13 protein-coding genes and 1 pseudogene are annotated in these 20238 nt (G+C 68.8%); 5 read left to right on the top strand and 9 right to left on the bottom strand.

All coding sequences use genetic code 11. The features are described 5' to 3' along the window. Window positions 1-68: 68 nt before the first annotated feature. Window positions 69-319: pseudogene (locus ACGFNK_RS35380) on the bottom strand (phosphomethylpyrimidine synthase ThiC); the annotation flags it as partial. A 374-nt stretch (window positions 320-693) separates the two neighbouring features. Here ACGFNK_RS35380 and ACGFNK_RS35375 point away from each other — a divergent pair. The 5 genes from ACGFNK_RS35375 to rsgA all read left to right on the top strand — a co-directional run bounded on the left by ACGFNK_RS35375 (window position 694) and on the right by rsgA (window position 8933). Beyond that, complete coding sequence (locus tag ACGFNK_RS35375) at window positions 694-2016, top strand: radical SAM protein (RefSeq protein ID WP_393422590.1); 1323 nt, start codon at window positions 694-696, stop codon at window positions 2014-2016. 263 nt (window positions 2017-2279) lie between these two features. Then, the gene (locus tag ACGFNK_RS35370) at window positions 2280-3809 is read left to right on the top strand and encodes a cellulose binding domain-containing protein (protein ID WP_393422588.1); all 1530 of its coding nucleotides are present in this window, start codon (window positions 2280-2282) and stop codon (window positions 3807-3809) included. A 195-nt stretch (window positions 3810-4004) separates the two neighbouring features. Beyond that, window positions 4005-6575, top strand: a complete 2571-nt coding sequence (locus tag ACGFNK_RS35365) for a polysaccharide lyase family 8 super-sandwich domain-containing protein (RefSeq protein WP_393422586.1) — start codon at window positions 4005-4007, stop codon at window positions 6573-6575. Between the two features lie 34 nt (window positions 6576-6609). Then, the gene (locus ACGFNK_RS35360) at window positions 6610-7446 is read left to right on the top strand and encodes an endonuclease/exonuclease/phosphatase family protein (RefSeq protein WP_393422584.1); all 837 of its coding nucleotides are present in this window, start codon (window positions 6610-6612) and stop codon (window positions 7444-7446) included. Between the two features lie 422 nt (window positions 7447-7868). Then, window positions 7869-8933 (top strand): ribosome small subunit-dependent GTPase A, encoded by a 1065-nt coding sequence (gene rsgA / locus ACGFNK_RS35355; RefSeq protein WP_393422582.1) that lies wholly within the window; start codon window positions 7869-7871, stop codon window positions 8931-8933. 120 nt (window positions 8934-9053) lie between these two features. Here rsgA and ACGFNK_RS35350 read toward each other — a convergent pair whose 3' ends face one another. From ACGFNK_RS35350 to ACGFNK_RS35315, 8 genes are all read right to left on the bottom strand, one after another. After that, window positions 9054-10937, bottom strand: a complete 1884-nt coding sequence (locus ACGFNK_RS35350) for a PA domain-containing protein (protein WP_393422580.1) — start codon at window positions 10935-10937, stop codon at window positions 9054-9056. A 117-nt stretch (window positions 10938-11054) separates the two neighbouring features. Further along, the gene (locus ACGFNK_RS35345) at window positions 11055-11996 is read right to left on the bottom strand and encodes a DMT family transporter (RefSeq protein ID WP_393422578.1); all 942 of its coding nucleotides are present in this window, start codon (window positions 11994-11996) and stop codon (window positions 11055-11057) included. A 14-nt stretch (window positions 11997-12010) separates the two neighbouring features. Then, complete coding sequence (locus tag ACGFNK_RS35340) at window positions 12011-12763, bottom strand: ABC transporter ATP-binding protein (protein WP_393422576.1); 753 nt, start codon at window positions 12761-12763, stop codon at window positions 12011-12013. Further along, entirely contained in the window at window positions 12760-13587 is an 828-nt protein-coding gene (locus tag ACGFNK_RS35335; protein ID WP_393422574.1) for an ABC transporter ATP-binding protein, read from the bottom strand. Before ACGFNK_RS35335 ends, ACGFNK_RS35340 begins: the two co-directional genes overlap by 4 nt. Continuing rightward, window positions 13584-14954, bottom strand: coding sequence for a branched-chain amino acid ABC transporter permease (locus tag ACGFNK_RS35330; protein WP_393422572.1), 1371 nt, complete (start codon window positions 14952-14954; stop codon window positions 13584-13586). Before ACGFNK_RS35330 ends, ACGFNK_RS35335 begins: the two co-directional genes overlap by 4 nt. 3 nt (window positions 14955-14957) lie before the next feature. Next, window positions 14958-16004 (bottom strand): branched-chain amino acid ABC transporter permease, encoded by a 1047-nt coding sequence (locus ACGFNK_RS35325; protein WP_393422570.1) that lies wholly within the window; start codon window positions 16002-16004, stop codon window positions 14958-14960. Window positions 16005-16162: 158 nt separating this feature from the next. Then, the gene (locus tag ACGFNK_RS35320) at window positions 16163-17428 is read right to left on the bottom strand and encodes a branched-chain amino acid ABC transporter substrate-binding protein (RefSeq protein WP_393422568.1); all 1266 of its coding nucleotides are present in this window, start codon (window positions 17426-17428) and stop codon (window positions 16163-16165) included. A 397-nt stretch (window positions 17429-17825) separates the two neighbouring features. Then, the gene (locus ACGFNK_RS35315) at window positions 17826-20141 is read right to left on the bottom strand and encodes a glycoside hydrolase family 95-like protein (protein ID WP_393422566.1); all 2316 of its coding nucleotides are present in this window, start codon (window positions 20139-20141) and stop codon (window positions 17826-17828) included. Window positions 20142-20238: the final 97 nt, after the last annotated feature.

Here is a 20238-nt window from a genome sequence, read left to right as displayed (position 1 = left end):
ACACCCGCCGTCCATGCTCCCCAACCGAGCTTGAGGCCAGCCGGGGCACGGACTGCCTCAGGTGAGGCTCAGTCCGCGATCGGCAGGTACACCCCGGTTCCCGCTAGCCGCGAACTTCTTCGACTTCTGGAGCATCCCCTCAGCGATCTCCTCTGGCGACGCCCCCTCAGCCGCGTCACCACCGAACCGCTCCGTGATGCTTTCGCTAATCTTCATCGAGCAAGAACTTCGGCCCGCACATCGAGGAGATGTGAGCCGTTTTGGCGGGCTCGGTCGGCAGGGTCTCGTCACGCAACTCCCGTGCCGTATCCGGGTCGAGGGGGTCGCGCGCTCTGGCCCCCGAAGTCCCCTGTACGGCCCCTGGAGGCCCGGACGGCACCCCGCACATCGGGGTTGGCCGTGCCCGTAACACCGCCGTCCGGCACCCGCCCCCGAGCGGGCCGCCGCCACCCGGTCGGTGCGTGGGAGGGGGAGACCGGATGGCGGCGGGGGCGGGGGAGAAGCGCGAGGTCAGTCGTCGATCCCTCGTATCGGGTCATCAGTCAGACGGGTGTCCGGCCACTGCTCTACGGCCGTGGCCGTGTCCAGAGGCGAGAGGAGAATCAAGGCCCCGGCACCGCAGCTCCGCAGGCAGGGGCATACCGTGAGGAGCCGAGCACACGAGCCGGAAGTGCACGGAGCGAGGAGGTCGGGATGGGCAGCCGTACCGGACTGGTCGAGGATCTGATGGAGCGGTTCCCGCATGTGCCACGGGAGGCCGTCTTCAAGGAGGACCTGCTGCGCGGGGGAGTGGCCTTCGACGACTCGGCGCTCAGTGACAATGAGGACGGGGACGTCAAGCCGAAGTCGTACTTCATCTTCTCCTTCGACCACGGCACGCTGCCCGAGCTCGGCGAAGCCGCGCTCAGGCGTCCGCCCGAGGAGATCATCCTCACCGGCGGCCCGTACGACCTGCGGCGGACCGTCGTGTCCGTGCGCGTCAATCCCTCCTCGCCGTACCGGGTCGCCGCAGGCGAGGACGGTGTGCTCGGGCTCTATCTCGACGGGAAGCGGATCTCGGACGTCGGGGTGCCGCCGATGCCGGAGTACTACCGGCACACGCTCGCGAGCGGGAAGTCCGTGATGGAGGTGGCCCCGACGATCCAGTGGGGCTACCTGATCTATCTCACGGTCTTCCGGGTCTGCCAGTACTTCGGCGCCAAGGAGGAGTGCCAGTACTGCGACATCAACCACAACTGGCGCCAGCACAAGGCGGCGGGGCGCCCGTACACCGGTGTGAAGGACGTCGAGGAGGTCCTTGAAGCACTGGAGATCATCGACCGGTACGACACCGCCCAAGCGTCCACCGCGTACACGCTGACCGGTGGTGCGATCACCTCGAAGGTCGCGGGCCGCGACGAGGCCGATTTCTACGGGCACTACGCCAAGGCCATCGAGGAGCGCTTCCCGGGGCGGTGGATCGGCAAGGTCGTCGCGCAGGCGCTGCCGCGTGACGACGTACAGCGCTTCAAGGACTACGGCGTGCAGATCTACCACCCGAACTACGAGGTGTGGGACCGCCGTCTCTTCGAGCTGTACTGCCCCGGCAAGGAGCGTTACGTAGGCCGCGACGAGTGGCACAAGCGCATCCTCGACTCGGCGGAGATCTTCGGCGCCCGCAATGTCATCCCCAACTTCGTCGCGGGCGTGGAGATGGCCGAGCCCTTCGGCTTCACGACGGTCGACGAGGCGATCGAGTCGACGACCGAGGGCCTGCGGTTCTTCATGTCGCACGGCATCACGCCGCGGTTCACCACCTGGTGCCCCGAGCCGACGACACCGCTGGGCAAGGCCAATCCGCAGGGTGCGCCGCTGGAGTACCACATCCGGTTGCTCGAGGCGTACCGCTCGACCATGGAGGACTTCGGGCTGTCCTCGCCTCCCGGATACGGCCCGCCCGGGCCGGGGAACGCGGTCTTCTCGGTGAGCTCGTTCATGGACAGTCTGCCGGCGAACGAGGAGGCGTCCGCGGTGTGAGGGACGGGTCTGAGAGACGGGTGTGAGGGAGGAGTGCGTGGGAGGGCCACGAGGGACGTGTTCGCGCTGGTGGAGCGAGGATTTGCGTTGATGGGGACGGGGCTTCTGCGGCACCAGAGGTAACCGCATATGCAAGTGACGCTTGTCAGTTGTGCGGGTCGCGTGAAAAACTCTGGTCCCCCTTGAGTTGTCCCCGCTCAACTGCCGTATTGCCTTCTTGAGTTGACTCCCCTCTTTCTCGGATGCAGGTGAAGTCCCCGCCCATGCCTGACCTGCCGACCCCTCAAGACGCCGCTGAGGCCACGCTGTTCTCGGAGTGCTGGGACGCGGTGCTGTCGTACGCCGATCTGTGCACCGCCGGTTCCTCCGGCGCCCGCCAGCTGGCTTCCGAGGCGTTCTCCCATGGCATACGTGAGGTGCGCGCCACCGAGGACAGTGGCGGCAAGAGCTTCGGGCGCCGGTCGCGGACGCCCCGGCTGCCCCGAATCCCGACGTTACTGACCTCCGTACGCCAAACGGCTGCCCGCTGGGAATCGCAGGGCCAAGGGGACCGCCTCGACCCCGATCTGCGGCTGTGGCTCAACTCCGAGAAGGCGGAACGCTATTCGGGACCGCCACTGCAACGGCCGCTCGCACTGCGCGCGCTCAGGGACATGCAGGAAGCGGACGCGGCGCTGCTCTGGCTGGCCGAGGTCGAGGCGATACCACTGCCCGCCGTGACCGGCCGACTCGGCCTGGATCCGGAGGGCGCCTCCGAGGAACTCGCCCAGGTGCGCCGCGTGTTCCGCGACCGCTGCCACCGCAACCATCTCGACACCCCGCTCGACGCAGAGTGCCGCAGCTACGCCCGGCTCCTCGACGCGGTCACCCGCTCGCCCGGCGCCGACACCCCGGAGGACCTCTCCCGTCACCTGGCGCGCTGCGTCGAGTGCGCGGAGGCCGCCGCCTGTCTGCGGCCCGGCGGTGGCGGGGTGCCCGCGGCTCTCGCGGGTGGCGTGCTCGGCTGGGGCGGACTCGCGTATCTGGAACGGCGGCGCAGAGCCGTGGAGTCGGGGCTCAGCCGGTCGAGCGCGGACCCGGACGAGGTGGCGGCGCCGCCGGATCCCGAGGAGGCCAAGGCCCGGATCGGGCGCGCCGGGCTGCTGGTCGCAGCCGTCATCGTGTCCATGCTCGCGCTCGTGGTCTCGCTGGGGGCCTTCGACTCCGACGGCGAACCCGTCGCACAGGACGAGTCGGCGTCGGGCCGGCAGCCGGTGGGGGACCAGGTGCCCCCGGCGGACGCCCTGCCGTCCGCCACCACGTCCCCCGCTCCGGAGCCCTCGGACTCCGACGCCTCGAACTCCGGGTCGGGCTCGGATGGCGACGAGAACGACGAGAACGACGAGAACGACGAGGACTCAGACAAGGGCCAGAAGCCTCAGGGCGAGGCAACGGCCTCCCACGAACCCGACGACGACCCCGAGCCCACGAAGCCCGCCTACTGCAAGGCCAATTACGACCTGGTCAACCAGTGGCCGGACGGCTTCCAGGCCACCGTCACCGTCACCTCCACCAAGGCCCTCGACGACTGGCGCGTCGGCTGGAGGTTCCGCGACGGCCAGCGGATCACCCAGATGTGGGACGGCAAGGTCGACCAGGACGGCTCCAGGGTGACCGCCACCGCCGCCGACTACAACAAGGTCGTACCCGCCGGCGGCAGACTCGCGGTCGGCTTCCTCGCGTCGTGGGAGGGCGAGAACTCGGCGCCGTACGACGTCACGTTGAACGGGCACGACTGCACGCACGCGAGCTGAAGGCCTGCTCCGGAGCGACCTCGGGCCCGCTGGGCCGGTCTGGACGGCTGCTCATGCGGCTGCGCGTCCTGGCGATGTCGTGCGCGACGGGCCGCCGGTTGACCTCGCGCGCCGGACGCCGGCCCACTTGCCCTCGGCTGCCGGGTCCGCTTGACTCCGGCCCGCCAGGACGCCAATTCAGCGGCGGAGGACACCATGGAGATCACCCGCAGAGAGCTGTTGTCCGCACTGTCAGCCGCCGGTCTTCTGCCGGTGATCCCCTCGGATCCGGCGAGCGCCGCCGAGGTCGTCGCAGGCAGCGCGCGTCTGCTGGCCAACACCGTGGCGGTGTTCGCCGGGACCGCCGAGTCCAACGCCCGGCCGGAGACGATCGCCAAGCTCGCCGCCATCGACACTGCCGCGCGGACGAACCTGACGTTGATGGATGCGGCGGGAGCGGGCGAGCTCTTCGCCGGACTGGTGCTCGGCACCGACGAGGCCAACCTCAACACCGCGTTCCGGCGGCTGTACGAGATCGCCCTCGCCACCCGCACACCGGGCGGCGCCTCCGCGGATCTGTACGAGAACACCGCCGTGCAGCGCCGGGTGATCGACGGTCTCGTCTGGCTGTACGCGCGCTACTACGGCGACCAGTCCAGGGGCTACTACGGCAACTGGTTCCACTGGGAGATCGGTCTCTCCCAGCACATCAGCAAGACCCTGGCGCTGCTCTCCGACGAGGTGGAGGAGTACCGCCCCGACCTCATCCGCACCTACGTCGCCTCGATGGACGCCTACCTCCGCAACGGCGTCGACGGGGACGTGAACCTCGACTCGCGCTTCCACACCGGTGCCAACCTCGCCGACATCACCACCAACCGGATCCTGCAGGGCGCGCTCCTCGGCGACGCCACCCGTATCCGCAAGGCCCTCACCGACCAGCTGACGGTCTTCGTCACCATCGACCCGTACCACCTCAACCACGGTGTCACGGACGGTCATTACGCCGACGGATCCTTCATTCAGCACGCTTCTGTCGCCTACACCGGCTCCTACGGCAAGGCCCTGCTGACCCGTGTCGTCCAGGCCCTCAAGATCCTCCACGGTACGGGCTTCGCGCACGGCGGGGAACTGGTGCCGACCGTGCACGGCTGGGTGAAGGACGGCTTTGCACCGCTGATCTTCGAGGGCTGGATGATGGAGATCGTCAAGGGGAGGGCGGTCGCGCGGACGGACACCGGCTACACCGATGTCGCGGTGCTCGTCGAGGCCGTCGTCGACCTCTCCTCGCTCGCGACCGGCGCCGATGCCACCGCCCTGAAGAGTTACGTCAAGTACGTCCGGTCGACCTCGCCCACCACCCTCGATCCGGCCGGCTTCGTCTCCCCGGTCAGCATCGTGCGCTACGCCGACATCATCGGCGACGCCGGTGTCCCGCCCGCGGACCTCAGCCCCGCCTCGCGCAGCGTCGCCTTCAACGCCATGGACAGGACCGTGCACCGCAGATCGGGGTACGCCTTCGCGCTCGCTCGCAGCTCCGAGAGGATCAGCAAGTACGAGTACATGAACGGCGAGAACCTCATGCCCTGGTTCCAGGGCGACGGCGCGTACTACCTCTACCTCTCCGGACAGGACCAGACCCAGGCGTACGGCGTCGACTACTTCACCACGGTCTCGCCGTACGGCCTCGCCGGTGTCACCGCGCCGGCCGAGCGGCGGCAGACGATTCCTGAGCTGTACGGGAAGCCGTACTACGACAACCCCGGCCACCCACTGAACTTCACCTCGTCGTCCGAGTCGCAGAACAAGTACGTCTACTTCCCGCGTGGCACCAATCGGCACTCCGGCGGCGCCGTCCTCGGGGCGTACGGCGCGGCCGGGATGGTGCAGTCCGACGACGTCGCGTACCGCGACAAGGGCGCGGGCCTGCTGCCGGACGACTTCGTCGTCTACCGCAATGCGAGGGCGACCAAGTCGTGGTTCCTCCTCGACGAGGAGATCGTGGTGCTCGCGGCCGGGGTCGGCGACAGCGCCGGGCGGGCCGTGACCACGACGGTCGACGCCCGTACCGCCGCACCGGACGATCAGGTCTCCGTTGTCGGGATGCTCCGCGACGGCCGTCCCTGGGCCGGCACGGGCATCGGAGACCTGCACTGGCTGCGCTACGCCAATGCCACGCAGCGGACCGCCGTCGGCTATGTCTTCCTCGACACCCCGCCGGTGAGGGTCGCCCTGGACAGGGTCACCCGCAGCCGCCGGGTGGTCCGCACCTCGAACCCGGACACCGCTGTGACCCGCAGTGTCTTCGGCGTCACGGTCGACCATGCTCCTGGAGCCCGGCCAACCCGCCTGGCCTGCGCGTTGGTGCCGAATGCGGCGGAGACCGGCCTGCGTTCGTACCTTCACGACGGGCCGCTGAAGGTCCTGTCGAACACCTCACGCCTGCAGGCCGTCACCCACACCGGCCTCGGCCTGACGGCCGCCAACAGCTTCACACCCGGCCGCCACGAGGCCCCCGGGATGCGTATGCGCATCGACGGACCTGCCTCGGTGATCGTGCGACGCGAACGGCGAGGAGCCAGGGGCAGCCTGACCACCGTCGCCGTGTCCGACCCGACGATGCACCGGGACACGGTCACTGTCCTGCTCCCCGGCCGGCCACTGCGAGAGGTCACATCGGACGACGGGGTACGCGTGCGCGCGACCCACGGCGGAACCCGGCTGGACTTCGACACCCACCACGCGTACGGACGGAGCTTCACGGTCACGCTGCGCGGCGAAACGTGAGACAACACCCTGGCGGGGAAGGAACGGGGGGCCAGTGACGACCGGAGTGATATCGCTCAACGTGTGCTGCGGGCTGTCGTCCGCGCTGCCGTCGGTGAAGGAGCGGGCGGTCGAGTTCTGCTCGGTGCTCGAAGCGTCGGATGCCGGCATCGTGAACCTTCAGGAGGTCTGGACTCCTGGCCTGCTCCGGGTGCTGCGCAGCCGGTTGCGGTCGTTCCCGTTCGTCGCCGTCAGGGGTGGCGTGGCCGGTCAGCCGGCCGGGGGCCTGGTGTCGTTCTCCCGGCTGCCTGTCCGGTCGGTGTCGTACGTGTCGTTCCGCGGCGCGCGCCCTCGGGCGGGCGGGGTGCTCTTCCGGAGTGCCGTGGCGATCGGAAGCGGTCTCCAGGGAGTGCTGACCTTCGAACTCACGGGACGCCGGACGGTCCTCGGGAACGTCCATCTGAGTGCCAACAGGGACGGTGACTGGACAGCCGGCAACCGGCACCATGCCTTCCAGCGAACGCAACTTCAGATGTTCCACCGAACGCTCCGGCGGGCCCGTCGTCCCGATACGGAACTCGCGGTCGCCTGCGGCGACTTCAACGTCTCCAGCGACAGTCCGCTCTACCCGATGGTGGTGGACGGAGGCGCGTGGCGAGACGCGTTCGCCGGGTCGGGCCGGCCGACCTACCACTCCGAACTCCTGCCCAGCGGCAAGCAGGCGCACCGCATCGACTACGTGCTGGTCGCGGGCGATCCCGAACGTCCTCCGGTCACCGCGACCTCGCTGTTGTTCACGGACCGGGTTCGACTGGCGGACGGGCGCAGCACATTCCTGTCGGATCACGCCGGGCTGAGGGTCGAGGTGACGCTTCCCGGGCCTGCGGCGTAAAACACGTGGGTTCCAGAAACTCGATTTCCCCATTGAGAGTGACGGTGTGACGTGGTGGGGGCGTCGTTGCCGCGCGTTGGCGAACTTGCCTTGGCGCCGGGTTTCTCGGTCGGCGAAGTACGCATTGCTGAACGCGTTGTCGTAATTCGATGGCCTCGTGGCCCGGGCACCTCTAAGGTCGGTGCTGTTCGAGCGGCGACCGGCGGTCGCCGTGGGTACTTGGCTTGGTTGGGGAGGTGTGACCGATGGCTGTCGTTGAGATGGGCGCTGCCCGCATCCGGAAGTTCATCCATTCCACCTCCGTGGCCTCCGGCTGACCTCTTTCTTCTCCCGCGCCTGTGCGCGTGTGCCGGGGCCGCCCTTGTGAAGGGTTTCCCTTGACTTCCTTTTCTTCTGCTTCTTCGTCTGCTGTCTTCTCGGCATTGGCTCCATACGGCTGGGACCAGGCGTGGGCGGACGAGTTCGACCTGTACGACGCCGAAGGGCTCGTGGCCGGGCGGGTGATCCGGGTCGACCGGGGACAGTGCGACGTGGTCACCGCCGACGGGATCATGCGCGCCGACACCGCGTTCGTGACACCGCACGACCCGCTGCGCGTCGTCTGCACCGGCGACTGGGTCGCCGTCGAACCCGCGGGCAACCCCCGCTACGTACGGACGTATCTGCCGCGCCGTACCGCCTTCGTGCGCTCCACCTCCTCCAAGCGGTCCGAGGGGCAGATCCTCGCGGCCAACGTCGACCATGCCGTCGTCGCCGTCTCGCTCGCCGCGGAGCTCGACCTCGGCCGCGTCGAACGGTTCCTCGCGCTCGCCTGGGAGTCCGGTGCGCAGCCGGTGGTCGTGCTGACCAAGGCGGACCTGGTGCCGGACGCGGTGACGCTCGGGCACCTCGTGCAGGACGTGGAGACGAGCGCGCCGGGGGTGCCGGTGCTGCCGGTCAGCGCCACGTTCGGGGACGGACTGGACGTCCTCGCGGCGGTGGTGTCCGGCGGCACGTCCGTACTGCTCGGGCAGTCCGGCGCGGGCAAGTCGACGCTCGCCAACGCGTTGCTCGGCGAGGAGGTAATGGAGGTCCAGGCGACGCGTGACCTGGACGGCAAGGGCCGCCACACCACGACGACGCGCAACCTGCTCGCGCTGCCCGGCGGCGGGGTGCTCATCGACACCCCGGGGCTGCGCGGCGTCGGCCTCTGGGACGCCGGGACCGGGGTCGGCCAGGTCTTCTCGGAGATCGAGGAACTGGCCGCCGAGTGCCGCTTCCACGACTGCGCGCACATCGCGGAGCCGGGGTGCGCGGTCCTCGCCGCGGTCGAGTCGGGTGCGCTGCCGGAGCGGCGCCTCGACAGCTACCGGAAGTTGTTCCGGGAGAACCAGCGGATCGTGGCCAAGACCGATGCGCGGTTGCGGGCGGAGCTCCGGCGCGAGTGGAAACGGAAGGGAGCGGAAGGGCGCGCGGCCATGGAGGCGAAGAGGGGACGCCAGCGGTAGGGGGCGTCTGCGGTAGGGGGATCCACCGCGGATCGTGTTCGAGGCGGCACGGACGCGCGGGCCGCGCCCGAGGGCGCGGCCCGCGTTGTCAGCGGTCCCGTCGCGGACCGCGTCCGCTGCTCACAGCCCTCCGGTGTACTCGAAGATGTAGAGCCCGTGGTCGCGGTCGGAGGCGGCGACGTACTCCTTGCCGCCGGACTCGAAGACCTGGGCGCCCCAGAAGTTGTTGCCGCCCTCGTCGATGTAGTGACCCACCTCGACGATCTCGTCGTCGACGATCTTCGCGACGCGCAGCCCGGCCGCGTAGTACGAGAAGTAGAGCAGGTCGGCCCGCATTTCGGAGACGGCCACCTCATGGATGGAGAGGTCGCCGGATCCCGACGCGTGGGCGGCGTCGTGGGCCTCGGGAACGGCGTAGGTGTCCAGCTCGGTGAGCTTGCCGCTCTCGTTGCGGTAGAGGTGCGCGTAGCCCCAGCCGTCGAAGTACGACGAGAAGGTCAGCCGGTCGCCCTTGGTGCCGAGCGCAACCGGCAGCTGCTCGGGGCCCGTTCCGGCGAGGCAGGCCGCGTCGTCGTAGGCCTGGCCGAAGATGGCGAAGCCCTGGCCGCGCGGTGCGACACCGAAGGCCGGGATGTCTCCCTCGACGCTCATGCCGAGCGTCTGGTCGCAGGCGTCCGTGCCGGTGCGGTTGAAGATGAGTACGGCGTCGTAGCCGCCCGCCGCGATGACGCTCGCGACCTTCTCGGTGAAGGTGCACACGCCGCGCTCGACGACGGCGACGTCCACGGCGTTCGGGTCGCCGGCCGGGACCGCCGGGTCGCCGGGGCAGGCCCGGCCCGCGAAGACCGAGTCGCCGGTGATGGTCTGCCCCTCTTCCAGGCGCGTGGTGTTGCTGCCCTGGCTCGCCGTCAGTTCGGTGCCGTCGGTGAGGTTGCGGGCGGTGAGGGCGTACGGCCCGAAGTCCTCGTCGGCGCCGACGACGTACTTGTTGTCGAGGGTGAACTCGGCCTGGTGGGCGTTGCCTTCCGGCGCGACCTCGAACCCGCTCTCCAGGGCCTCGGGGTCCAGTGCGGCGAAGTCGGTGTCGCCGAGGTAGGTGGCCTTGGTCGGGTCGGTCACGTCGAGGGTGACGTACCCGCCGTCCCAGTAGGAGGCGAGCATGATCTGCCGGCCGCCGATCTCCTTGACGACCATGTCGTGCAGGAAGATCTCGCTGAGGTTGGCGGGGGCGCCCTGGACGATCTGCGGGAACGCCTCGTCGAGGTCGTACTCGGCGATGACCTTGGCCTTCTTGGGATTGGTGATGTCGACGATGTCGACGTCCGGGCCCTCTTCGTTGTCGACGATGACGGCGTACGCCTTGCTGCCCGCGTCCCAGGCGTAGACGCTGTGGATCTCGTTGGCGTCCTTCTTGCCCTGACCCATGACCGTCTTGTCGCCGACGCCCTCTGCGAGCGGGATGGGGTGGGCCGGATCGCTGACGTCGTAGATGTTCATCCCGCCGAAGCCGGCGGTCTCCTTGCACTTCTCGTTGTTGCTGACCAGCACGTCCCCGTTGAAGTACGGGGTGTCGATGTGCAGGGTCTGGATGCCCTCGCCCGGGGCACTGCCCTCCTTCGCCTGGATGAAGGCGACCTCTTTGGGCGTGGCCGGCTTGCGGATGTCCACGACGTGCACGCCGTTGTACTTGCAGGTCGCGCCGCCCCAGGCGGCGAGATAGGCGTGTCCCTTGAACACTCCGACGTCGGCGATCTTCTCGGGCTCGACGTTCTTCAGGCCGAGTTTGCTGACGAGACGGACGTTGTCACTTCCGGCCGGTAGGTGGCCCTCGTCACCACCGTGCTGGTGGCTGTGGTGATCGTGCGTGGCCTTGGCGTTGTCGATACCGCCGTCGTCGGCGGAGACACCGTCATGTGCGTGGGCGAAACCGGCGAAGGTACCGGCGACGAGGCCCACTGCGGCGAGACAACTCGCGACGCGTACGCGGGATCTCGCTCTGCCCATGGCTCTTCCCATGGCTCTCCTTGGTCTGAGAGTGAAGAAGGCGCGGGGGGCGGCGAGGGGAACGTACTCTTTGCCTGGCCTGTGAGGAAAGAGTTGCGGAGCCGCGTTAACGTGATCTTATTTTCCAGAGACGTCGGACGGGGTGTCAGAGTCCGCTGTGGGCAACGCAGTTCGCGAGGCGGCAGCCGGCCGTGAGGTGGCGCCGGACGAGCCGAGCGCCACGCCCACCGCGACCAGCAGGCTTCCGCCCAGCTGCGCGAGGCCGAAGGCGCCCGTGCCCACCAGGGGCGCGGTGAGGGCCGCGGCGACCGGGGCCACACCGGTGAGCAGCGCCATCCGTTGGGCCCCGATCCGCTGCACGGCGGCGAACCACAGCAGGAAGCACACCGCCGTCACCATGACCGCCTGCCAGGCGAGCGCCGCCGCCTCCACCCCGGTGGGCGTGCGCAGCCAGCCGCTGCCGTCGAGGAGAAGCCCCGCGGCGCCGGCCTCCACCGCCGCCAGCAGGCACACGCACACGGAGAGCAGCATCGGGCCCAGCGCCCGCACGGCGGGGGCGATCAGCAGCATCACGGTCACCTCGCCGGCCAGGGCCGCCACCGACCAGAGCACACCGGCCAGGTCCGTACGTCCGAAGCCCTGCACCACCGCCGCGCCCGCCGTCACCACCACGGCCGCGAGAACCGGGCGGGCGGCGGGCCGGCGCCGCTCCACCAGAGGGGTGAGGGCCGCGACGACCACCGGCGAGCAGGCGACCACCACCCCGGGCACCGTCGGCTCCGCGGTGCGCACGGCCTGGAGTACGGACACGTTCATCCCGACCAGCCCGGTCGCCGCGATCACCGCGAGCCGCAGGCACAGCCGTGTCGTGAGCCGCCGCAGAGGCGACCGGTCGGTGCGCGTGGCGAGCAGACACAGCAGCAGGAACCCGGCGGCGTAACGGACGGACTGCCCACCCAGATGCGGGAAGTCCGACATCGTGCTGCTCGCCACGAACGAGATGCCGAGCAGGGCGGTGGACAGCCCGCCGTACAGCACACCGAGCCCCTGTGGCTGCATCCCAGCGAGGCCGTTCAGCCGCCGAGATAGGCGTTGACGATGTCCTCGTCCGCCACCAGTTCGGATGCCGGCCCGTGGAGCTTCAGCGCGCCCGACTCCAGGACGTACGCACGGTCCGCGATCTCCAGCGCCGCCAGCGCGTTCTGCTCCACGAGCAGCACCGTGGTGCCCTGCTCGCGGATCCTGGCGATGGTTTCGAAGATGACGTCCACCAGGACGGGGGCCAGGCCCATGGACGGCTCGTCGAGCAGCAGCAGCTTCGGCTTCGCCATCAGTGCCCGCCCCACGGCGAGCATCTGCTGCTCGCCGCCCGACATGGTGCCCGCTTTCTGGTTGATGCGTTCCCGCAACCGGGGGAAGAGGTCGAGGACCATCTCCCGGTCCCCCGCGATCTCCTCCTTGTCCTTGCGCAGGAACGCGCCCATGTCGAGGTTCTCGTCCACGGTCATCCGGGGGAAGATCCGCCGGCCCTCCGGGGAGTGGGCGATGCCCCGCTTGACGACCTCGTGGTCCGCCTTCCCGTTCAACTCCTCGCCCTGGAAGGTGATCCGGCCGTGTCGCAGCGGGAGCAGGCCGGAGATGGCCCGCAAGGTGGTGGACTTGCCGGCGCCGTTGGACCCGATGAGGGTGACGATCTCGCCCGGGTGGACGGTCAGCGACAGGCCCTTCACGGCGGCGATGTTGCCGTAGTAGACGTGGATGCCGTCCAGCTCCAGCATCGGCTCGCGAGTGCCGGTCACGCCGTCCTCTGCGCTGGTGCCGCTCATGAGCTCTTGCCCCTTCCGGACTTTCCGAGGTACGCCTCGATGACCCGCTCGTCGTTCCTGATGTCGTCGGGGCCGCCCTCGGCGATCTTCTCGCCCCGGTCGAGCACCGTGATGCGGTCCGACAGCTGCATGACCACGCTCATGTCGTGCTCGATGAGCAGGACCGACAGATCCTTCTCGTCCCGCAGCCGGTGCACGAAGGAAACGAACCGGGCCGATTCCTGCGGGTTCATACCGGCCGTCGGCTCGTCGAGGAGAAGGATGCTGGGCTGCAGTGCCAGTGCCCGGGCGATCTCCAGCCGCCGCTGGTCGCCGTAGGAGAGGCTGCGGGCGTACTCGTCGGCGAACTTGCCGATGCCGACGAAGTCCAGCAGCTCCCGGGCGAGTTCGCGGGCCTCGCGTTCCTCGCGGCGCTGCCGTGGGGTGCGTACGACGGTGTGGAACGGCCCCGACTTCAGCCGGGAGTGCATGGCCACCTTGACGTTCTCCTCGGCCGTCATCAGGCCGAACAGACGGATGTTCTGGAACGTACGGGCCATGCCGAGCGCGGCGATCCGGTGCGGCACCAGGTTGGTGGTGTCCTTGTCGCCGAGGAGCACCCGGCCGCTGGTGGCCCGGTACAGGCCCGTGAGCACGTTGAAGAAGGTCGTCTTGCCCGCGCCGTTGGGCCCGATGAGGCTGACCACCGACCGGTCGGGGATGGTGAAACTCACGTCGTTGACGGCCACCAGGCCGCCGAACTTCACGGTGATGTGCTCGGCGCGCAGCTTCGGCGGGGCGTCCGCCGCGGCCTCCTGAGGCGTTTCCTGCGAGGCGGTCGTCATATCGTGTTCCCTGCCTTCTCCCCGAGCCCGTCCCCGGTGCCCTCGGTGCCGGTGGCGGCCACCGCGTCAGCGACCACCGCGTCAGCGACCACCGCGTCGGCGACCGGCGCGTCTGCCGCCGCCTCCAGTTCGGCGTCCTCGGCCTCCAGCGCCTCGTCCAGCTCCGGTGCCGCTTCCTCCATGTCGGCGCCCAGCGCCTCGCGTTCGGTCCGGCTGGGTTCGCGCAGCACGAGCTTGGTGCGCGCTTCGGGCAGGATGCCCTCGCGCCGGTAGATCATCATCAGCACGAGAATGCCGCCGAAGAGAAGGAAGTTGTACGAGGGGAAGTTGATGTCGGTGCCGAGGTTCTCGTTGATCGTGTTGCCTATTTGCGGCAGCCCCGTGGAGTTGATCCAGGCGAGGACGAGCGCGCCGAGGGTGACACCCCAGACGTTGCCCATGCCGCCGAGCACGACCATCGCGAGCAGCGTGATGGAGATGGAGAAGTTGAACCGGTCGGGCAGCACGCCGCCGACGTGCGTGGCGAAGGCGACACCGGCCAGACCGCCGGCCACCGCGCCGACGGCGTACGCGGCGAGCTTGGTGCGCATCAGCGGTACGCCCATCATGCTGGCGGCGAGCTCGTCCTCGCGGATGGCGAGCCAGGCGCGGCCGAGGCGGCCCTCGCGCAGCCGCAGAGAGATGAACATGACGACGGCCGCGATCACGACGAAGATCACGAACTTGTACACCAGGTCGAACGGGCCGAGCGTGAACCCGCCGATGCTGATCGGGTCGACCGGGGTGATGCCCTGGGCGCCATTGGTGAGGTTGAAGCCGCCGAGGTCGCCACCGTTGGTGAAGACCTGCGGGATGATCTCGCCGAAGCCCAGCGTCACCAGGGCGAGGTAGTCGCTCTTCAGACGGAGCGTCGGCGCACCGATGATCACGCCCCACAGGGCGCAGAAGGCGGCGCCGATCAGCAGGACGAACCAGAAGTTGAGGTGGATACCGGCCGCGGACGACTGCGCGCCGCCAAGAAAGTGGATGTTGACCTGGTAGAAGTGGCCGGACATCAGCCAGCCCGCGGTGTAGCCGCCGAGCGCCCAGAAGGCGACGAAGCCCAGGTCCAGCAGGCCGGCGTAGCCGACCACGATGTTCAGGCCGAGGGCGCAGATCACCCAGACCAGGGCCTCGTTGACCGAGCTGAGCGGCAGCCAGGTCTGGAAGAACTGCTGGCCTCCCTCGGGGAGGCTCGGCACCATGTAGTAGTAGGCCAGGAACACCAGTAGGGCGGCCGCGGCGTAACCGAGCGGCCAGCGCACGTGGTGCGGCACGGGCAGGACAGGCAGCCGGCCCGTCCTGGCGGAGGTCTTCGCGGAGGCCATGGACTACACCTTCTCCGTGGTCGGCCGGCCCAGCAGGCCCTCGGGCTTGAAGACCATGAGCAGGATGAGGATGCTGAACACGACGCTCTGGGACCACTGCTGGCCGAACCCGTAGGGCGCGCCGTCGTTGATGCCCTGGATGACGCCGATGAGGACGCCGCCGAGCACCGCGCCGGTGATGTTGCCGATGCCCCCGAGGACGGCGGAGGTGAAGGCGATCAGGCCCATCTGGTAGCCCAGGTTGTACGCGGTGGTGCCCACCACCTGCTGGTACATCACGCCCGCCGTCCCGGCCAGGGCGCCGCCGATCAGAAAGGTGAAGGAGATGGTCCGGTTGACGTTGACGCCCATCAGCCGGGCGGCGTCCTGGTCCTGGGCGACGGCCCGCATCGCCTTGCCCTGCCTGGTGCTGGTGACGACCCAGCGGAGCAGCAGCAGGACCGGGACCGTCACGGCGATGACGAGGAGCAGGCTGTAGTCGACCTTGAAGTCGGCGAAGCCGATGGATCCCTCCGGGAAGATCGACGGCCACTGCTTGGGTGTCGAACCGTTCCACTTCAGGCCGATGAACTGCAGGACGAAGCTCATGCCGACGGCTGTGATGAGCGCGGCCAGCTTGGGGGCACGCCGCAGGCGCCGGTAGGCGAGGAATTCGATCGTGACGTTGATGCCGCCGCAGAAGACCATGGTGCCGACCAGGGTCACCAGGAACAGCACCCAGCCCAGGAGGTTGGACTGGTCCTGACCCATCACGGTGGTCAGCAGGAATCCGCTGCACAGGGCGCCGAGCATGAACAGATCGCCGTGTGCGAAGTTGATCAGCTCGATGATGCCGTAGACCAGGGTGTAGCCCAGTGCGATCAGCGCGTAGAGCATCCCCAGGTTGAATCCGTCCGCGCTCGCGGAGAAGAACTGGGACGGTGACTTGACCAGATTGGCGCCGAGCCAGATGACGACGCCGAGGAGAATGACGTAGGTGGCGTACCGCTGGATCAGAGCCTTCCGGTCGATCGCGGTCGGAGCCACCAGGCTGGTGGCGGTTGCTGCCATGAAGTTCCTCGGGAGTGGGAGCGGGGCGTACGCGAAGGGGGCGCAAGCGACAGGGGCGTACGCGAAGAACGAGAGCCGGAGCCGTGCCGGGGGCGGGTGCCGAAGCTGTGCGGGGCGGGCGCCACGGGACTCCGCGGCGCCCGCCCCGCACTACCGGTTCAGCTGACGGGCCAGGGCTTGAGGTAGGTCTCCGTCTTGCCCTTCAGTTCGAGGACCGAGATGTCGAGGACGTTCACGTCACCGGTCTCCTTGGAGATGGTGATCTCCTTGCCCACCGCCGACTCGCCGGCCGGGATGGTGATCCCCTCACCCTCGAACACCGCGTCCCGGACGCTCTTGCGGGTGCCGTCGGACTTCTCGATCGCCGCCAGGATCACCTGCAGCGCCTCGACGCCGTAGAGCGCGTAGTTGGTGGCCGGGTCCTCGCCGTACTTCTTCTTGTAGGAGTCCAGCAGCTTCGCTGCGGTGCCGCCCTCCTCGCGCAGCACCTCCGTGGACAGGCCCGCGAAGGTGAGGTACGTGCCCTGCGCCTGGGCCAGGCCGTCGAACTCCGGGTAGCCGGTGAAGCCGTCCGGGGTGATGAGCTTGACCTTGTCGTTGTCGCCGAGGACCTTGACCTTGTCCTTGACCAGCTGGCCGCCGTTGTTGTCGAAGATACCGCCGAGGTAGACGCAGTCCGGCTTCTTGGACTTGATGCTGGTGAACAGAGCCGCGTAGTTGGGCTGCTTGACGTCCCAAGCCTGGTTGCCGAGCACGGTGATGCCCTGCTTCTTGGCCTCGTCCTCGAAGGCCTTGGAGACGCCCTTGCCGTAGGTCTGGTTGTCGTTGAGGACGAAGCACTTCTTGACGCCGAGGTCCTTGGCGGCGAACTGCGCACCGGCCGCGCCCTGGTAGTCGTCGGTGGCGATGACGCGCGCGTAGCTCCGCTTGCCGCTCGGGGAGTACTTCTCGGGGTCACCCGGATCCCAGGACTTCGTCAGACCGGGGTAGGTGTTCGCGTGGGACACCATCAGCATCGGACCCTTCGGGTCCGCGTTCAGCACCGGGGCGATGATCTGCGCGCACCCGGAGTTGTAGGTGCCCATCACGGCGACCTCTTTGGCGTTGGCCACATGGTCCTGCGCGTTCTTCGCACACGTCGCGTCGTCCCAGGCACCCTTGGCGGCCGTGGAGTCGTCGTAGACCTTCAGCTGGACCTTGTACTTGCCGGCCTTGCCGCCGACCTGGTCCAGGTAGAGCTTCATGGCGTTGACGGTCGCCTCGGACGCGTCCTTGGAGGCGCCCTGAAGCGGCAGGTCGACACCTACGACCAGGGTGTCGCCCGATGACGACTCCTCAGCACCCCCGGAGGCGCTGCCGCCACAGGCACTTGCCGCCAGGCCGGCCACAACTGCCATCGCCACGAACTTGGCTGATTTGAACATCCCACTCCTCGGTTGCCGCAGGTATGCGGCAATCTGAGGCCTGTGTGTTACAGCTGAGGTCCCTGGAAGCTATCGGAAACGTTTCGTATTGACCGGACATTTGATTGTTATCGATCGTCTATTTTCGGACACAGGGGATTCGGAGGATCCGGCCCCATGTCGTCCGGTGGGTGCGGCGCCTTTCCCGAGCCGGCCGCCCTCGCCGACCGCGACGACGCGTATGAGGCCCTGCTCGCGCTGCCGGACCGGATCCCAGCGCCGCATCCGTCATCCGCGCCCTCGGCGACCCGGAAGTGGCCCCGCCGGGCAACCACGTCCTCGACACCTGGCGCACCTGGCGTTCCTACGCCCTACGCCCTGCGGCATCTGCAGGGCGATGGTCAGCACATGCCAGGGGTCACTCCGCCAACCCCCAGCGCGGCGCCTCCTCGTTCGGCTCGACAGGTGCGATCCGCAGGTCCGGACGGTCACCCTTGGCGGTGATGAGCGCCGACTCGCCCTTGCGCAGGGAGATTTGTATCGTGCCTTCGCCGACGGAGGCGTATCGCAGCGGACGTCCCCGGCTGTCCTGTACGTCGATCGGGCCCGCAATGCCATGCCGTACGACGCACGGGGCGCCCGCTTCGCTGACCAGCCGGACCCAGCGGGTCACCCCGCCCTCTCGCACCGCGCTGAGCAGGAACGCGCCCTGCGTACGGAAGTTGTGGACCGTCAGGTCTGCCCATGCCGCGGGGAGCGCGGGGAAGACGCGAATGGTGCCGCCCCAGGACTGGCAGACCATGTCGTGCAGTGACTGGGCGGCCGACAAGGGGGTTTCGATGACCGGGCCGGTCTCCTTGTACATGGTGTTGGGCTGGATGAAGCGGGACATCAGCTGTCCCAGGTAGGCGAGTGCGTCCTCGCCCTTGCCGAGCAGGGCCGAGATCGAGGCCGCGCCCGTGAACGTATAGCCCTGGAGAGCGCCCTCGAAGCCCACCCAGTGGGCCAACGACCTCTCGATCAGGGCCTTTTCGTCCGGCGTACTGCCCGTCAGCTCGTACAGCGGGTACACCGCCAGCAGATGCGAGTAGTGGCGGTGCGACTTCGCGAAGGGGATGTCCGCGCCGATCATGAAGCCGTTCCCGTCGGTCGGATACGCGACCCGTCGCGCCAGCACCTCGCGCCAGCGCGGCGCCAACTCGTCGTCGATGCCGAGGAGGTCGGCAGACTCCAGCAACGTACGACAGCCCCATGTCAGCAGCATCAGGTCGTAGTTGCAGTCCCTCGAGTTGCCGCCGTACTCCGGTGAGAAGGTGGCCGGAAGATGCAGCTTGCCGTCCGCGCCCGGCTCCAGGAAGTGCAGGTAGTAGTTGATCGCCTTGCGGAGGAGGGGGAACAGGACGTCGCGGAGGATCGACTCGTCCATGGTGTGGCGGTAGCTGAGCCAGACGTTGTGCAGGGTCCAGGTCAGGTTGCCGACCTCGGGAGTCGGAGGGTCCTGGCCCGGGATGCCGACGCCGTAGCCCAGTACGGGGCCCGTCGCGCCGCCGTTGACCAGCGAGGCGTCGGTGGTGCGCGGGATGCCGAGGGAGTCGGCCCGGTACGCGGGCGCCATCTCGGCGGTGAGGTTGTCGCGGAACTCACTCAATGCCCTTGTCACGGCGTCTAGTTCGAGGTGGTTGGAGCCGTGGATCAGCCAGTACTCCAGCTGCACGTTCAGGTTCCACCAGGTCGCCGGCCACGGCGTGGACTCGACCCAGGGACCGCACGTGGCCATCACGGGCGCGTCGCGCCGGGCCGCGGACGCCGTCTTGTAGAGCTGGATCCAGTAGAAACGCTGGATGCGCGCGTCGGGCAGCGAGAGAAAACCCTTCCGGTAGAAGGACCGCCACCAGGCTCGATGCGCCACCGCCAGGAGATCGTACGAGAGGAGTGAGGCGCTTCGGACGGCCTCTGTCGCCCGCCCGAGCGCCGTCGACTTCGGGTACGAGTGCGCGACATGCGCGTACAGCGTCCGTGTACGGCCCCGGGTGCGTTCCCGCCACGCGGTGACATGCTGACCGCCGGACAGCAGCGGCTGTACGGCGGTGGAGATGCCGTCGTGTTGCCCCGTCTCGGCGGGCGGGTTGGCCGCGTACCCCTCCGGCAGCGGCCGGAAAGCGGCGCGCGGGCTGATCGCCTCCGCGGGGTGGAAGACCCACTTGAAGTCGCGCTCGCCCTCGCTCGGCGTCACCTCGATGGCCAGTACGGAGCGGGAGTTGTGCACCAGGGCGCGGATCGCGAGCGTGCCCCGGTCGGTGGTGAGCGTGCCGGTCAGCTCGGCGTCGCGCAGGCCGAGGCGCCAGTCAAGGCCGGTGATCGCGCCCACCGGTTCGAGTGTGAAGTAGCCGATCGGCAGCCGCGCGAGCCCGAAGAGCGAGCCGAACTCCGGGCGGTGGTCCTGGACTTCGGAATGCTGCACGTTGAAGCGGATGGCCTCGGTCTCCCTGCCCGGTTCGGCGTAGATGCCGGACCCCAGGAAGCCGTTGCCCAGGAACGGGCCCTCGTACCAGGTCTTCGGCATCCGCTGCCAGACCAGGTCGGCGTCGTCGAGGACGGTACGCCAGGGGTCGGAGGAGGGCGCGTCGGCTGCGCCGGAAGCCGCCGTGGCCGGTGCGGGCAGGCCGCCTGCGAGCAGCGTCCCGCCGAGCGCGGAGCCGGTGGCGAGCACGGTACGTCTGGACGGGCTGGGCATGGCGCCTCCTGGCGGCTCGCACGACACAGGGACGTGGCAGATTCATCGGAGCTATCCCCCAGCGCAAGTTAGAGATGACACGGGAGCACGTCAATAA

Origin of the sequence: Streptomyces sp. NPDC048825 (assembly GCF_043198355.1) — a bacterium.
Classification (GTDB): domain Bacteria; phylum Actinomycetota; class Actinomycetes; order Streptomycetales; family Streptomycetaceae; genus Streptomyces; species Streptomyces xiangluensis.
The sequence above is the reverse complement of the archived record's forward strand: the minus strand, read 5'-3'. Positions and strand labels throughout refer to the sequence as shown.

Excerpts from the sequence above, each read along its gene's own strand:
- ACGFNK_RS35375 (WP_393422590.1), top strand. The coding sequence starts at position 694 with ATGGGCAGCCGTACCGGACTGGTCGAGGATCTGATGGAGCGGTTCCCG.
- ACGFNK_RS35370 (WP_393422588.1), top strand. The coding sequence starts at position 2,280 with ATGCCTGACCTGCCGACCCCTCAAGACGCCGCTGAGGCCACGCTGTTC.
- ACGFNK_RS35365 (WP_393422586.1), top strand. The coding sequence starts at position 4,005 with ATGGAGATCACCCGCAGAGAGCTGTTGTCCGCACTGTCAGCCGCCGGT.
- ACGFNK_RS35350 (WP_393422580.1), bottom strand. The coding sequence starts at position 10,937 with ATGGGCAGAGCGAGATCCCGCGTACGCGTCGCGAGTTGTCTCGCCGCA.
- ACGFNK_RS35345 (WP_393422578.1), bottom strand. The coding sequence starts at position 11,996 with ATGCAGCCACAGGGGCTCGGTGTGCTGTACGGCGGGCTGTCCACCGCC.
- ACGFNK_RS35340 (WP_393422576.1), bottom strand. The coding sequence starts at position 12,763 with ATGAGCGGCACCAGCGCAGAGGACGGCGTGACCGGCACTCGCGAGCCG.
- ACGFNK_RS35335 (WP_393422574.1), bottom strand. The coding sequence starts at position 13,587 with ATGACGACCGCCTCGCAGGAAACGCCTCAGGAGGCCGCGGCGGACGCC.
- ACGFNK_RS35330 (WP_393422572.1), bottom strand. The coding sequence starts at position 14,954 with ATGGCCTCCGCGAAGACCTCCGCCAGGACGGGCCGGCTGCCTGTCCTG.
- ACGFNK_RS35325 (WP_393422570.1), bottom strand. The coding sequence starts at position 16,004 with ATGGCAGCAACCGCCACCAGCCTGGTGGCTCCGACCGCGATCGACCGG.
- ACGFNK_RS35320 (WP_393422568.1), bottom strand. The coding sequence starts at position 17,428 with ATGTTCAAATCAGCCAAGTTCGTGGCGATGGCAGTTGTGGCCGGCCTG.
- ACGFNK_RS35315 (WP_393422566.1), bottom strand. The coding sequence starts at position 20,141 with ATGCCCAGCCCGTCCAGACGTACCGTGCTCGCCACCGGCTCCGCGCTC.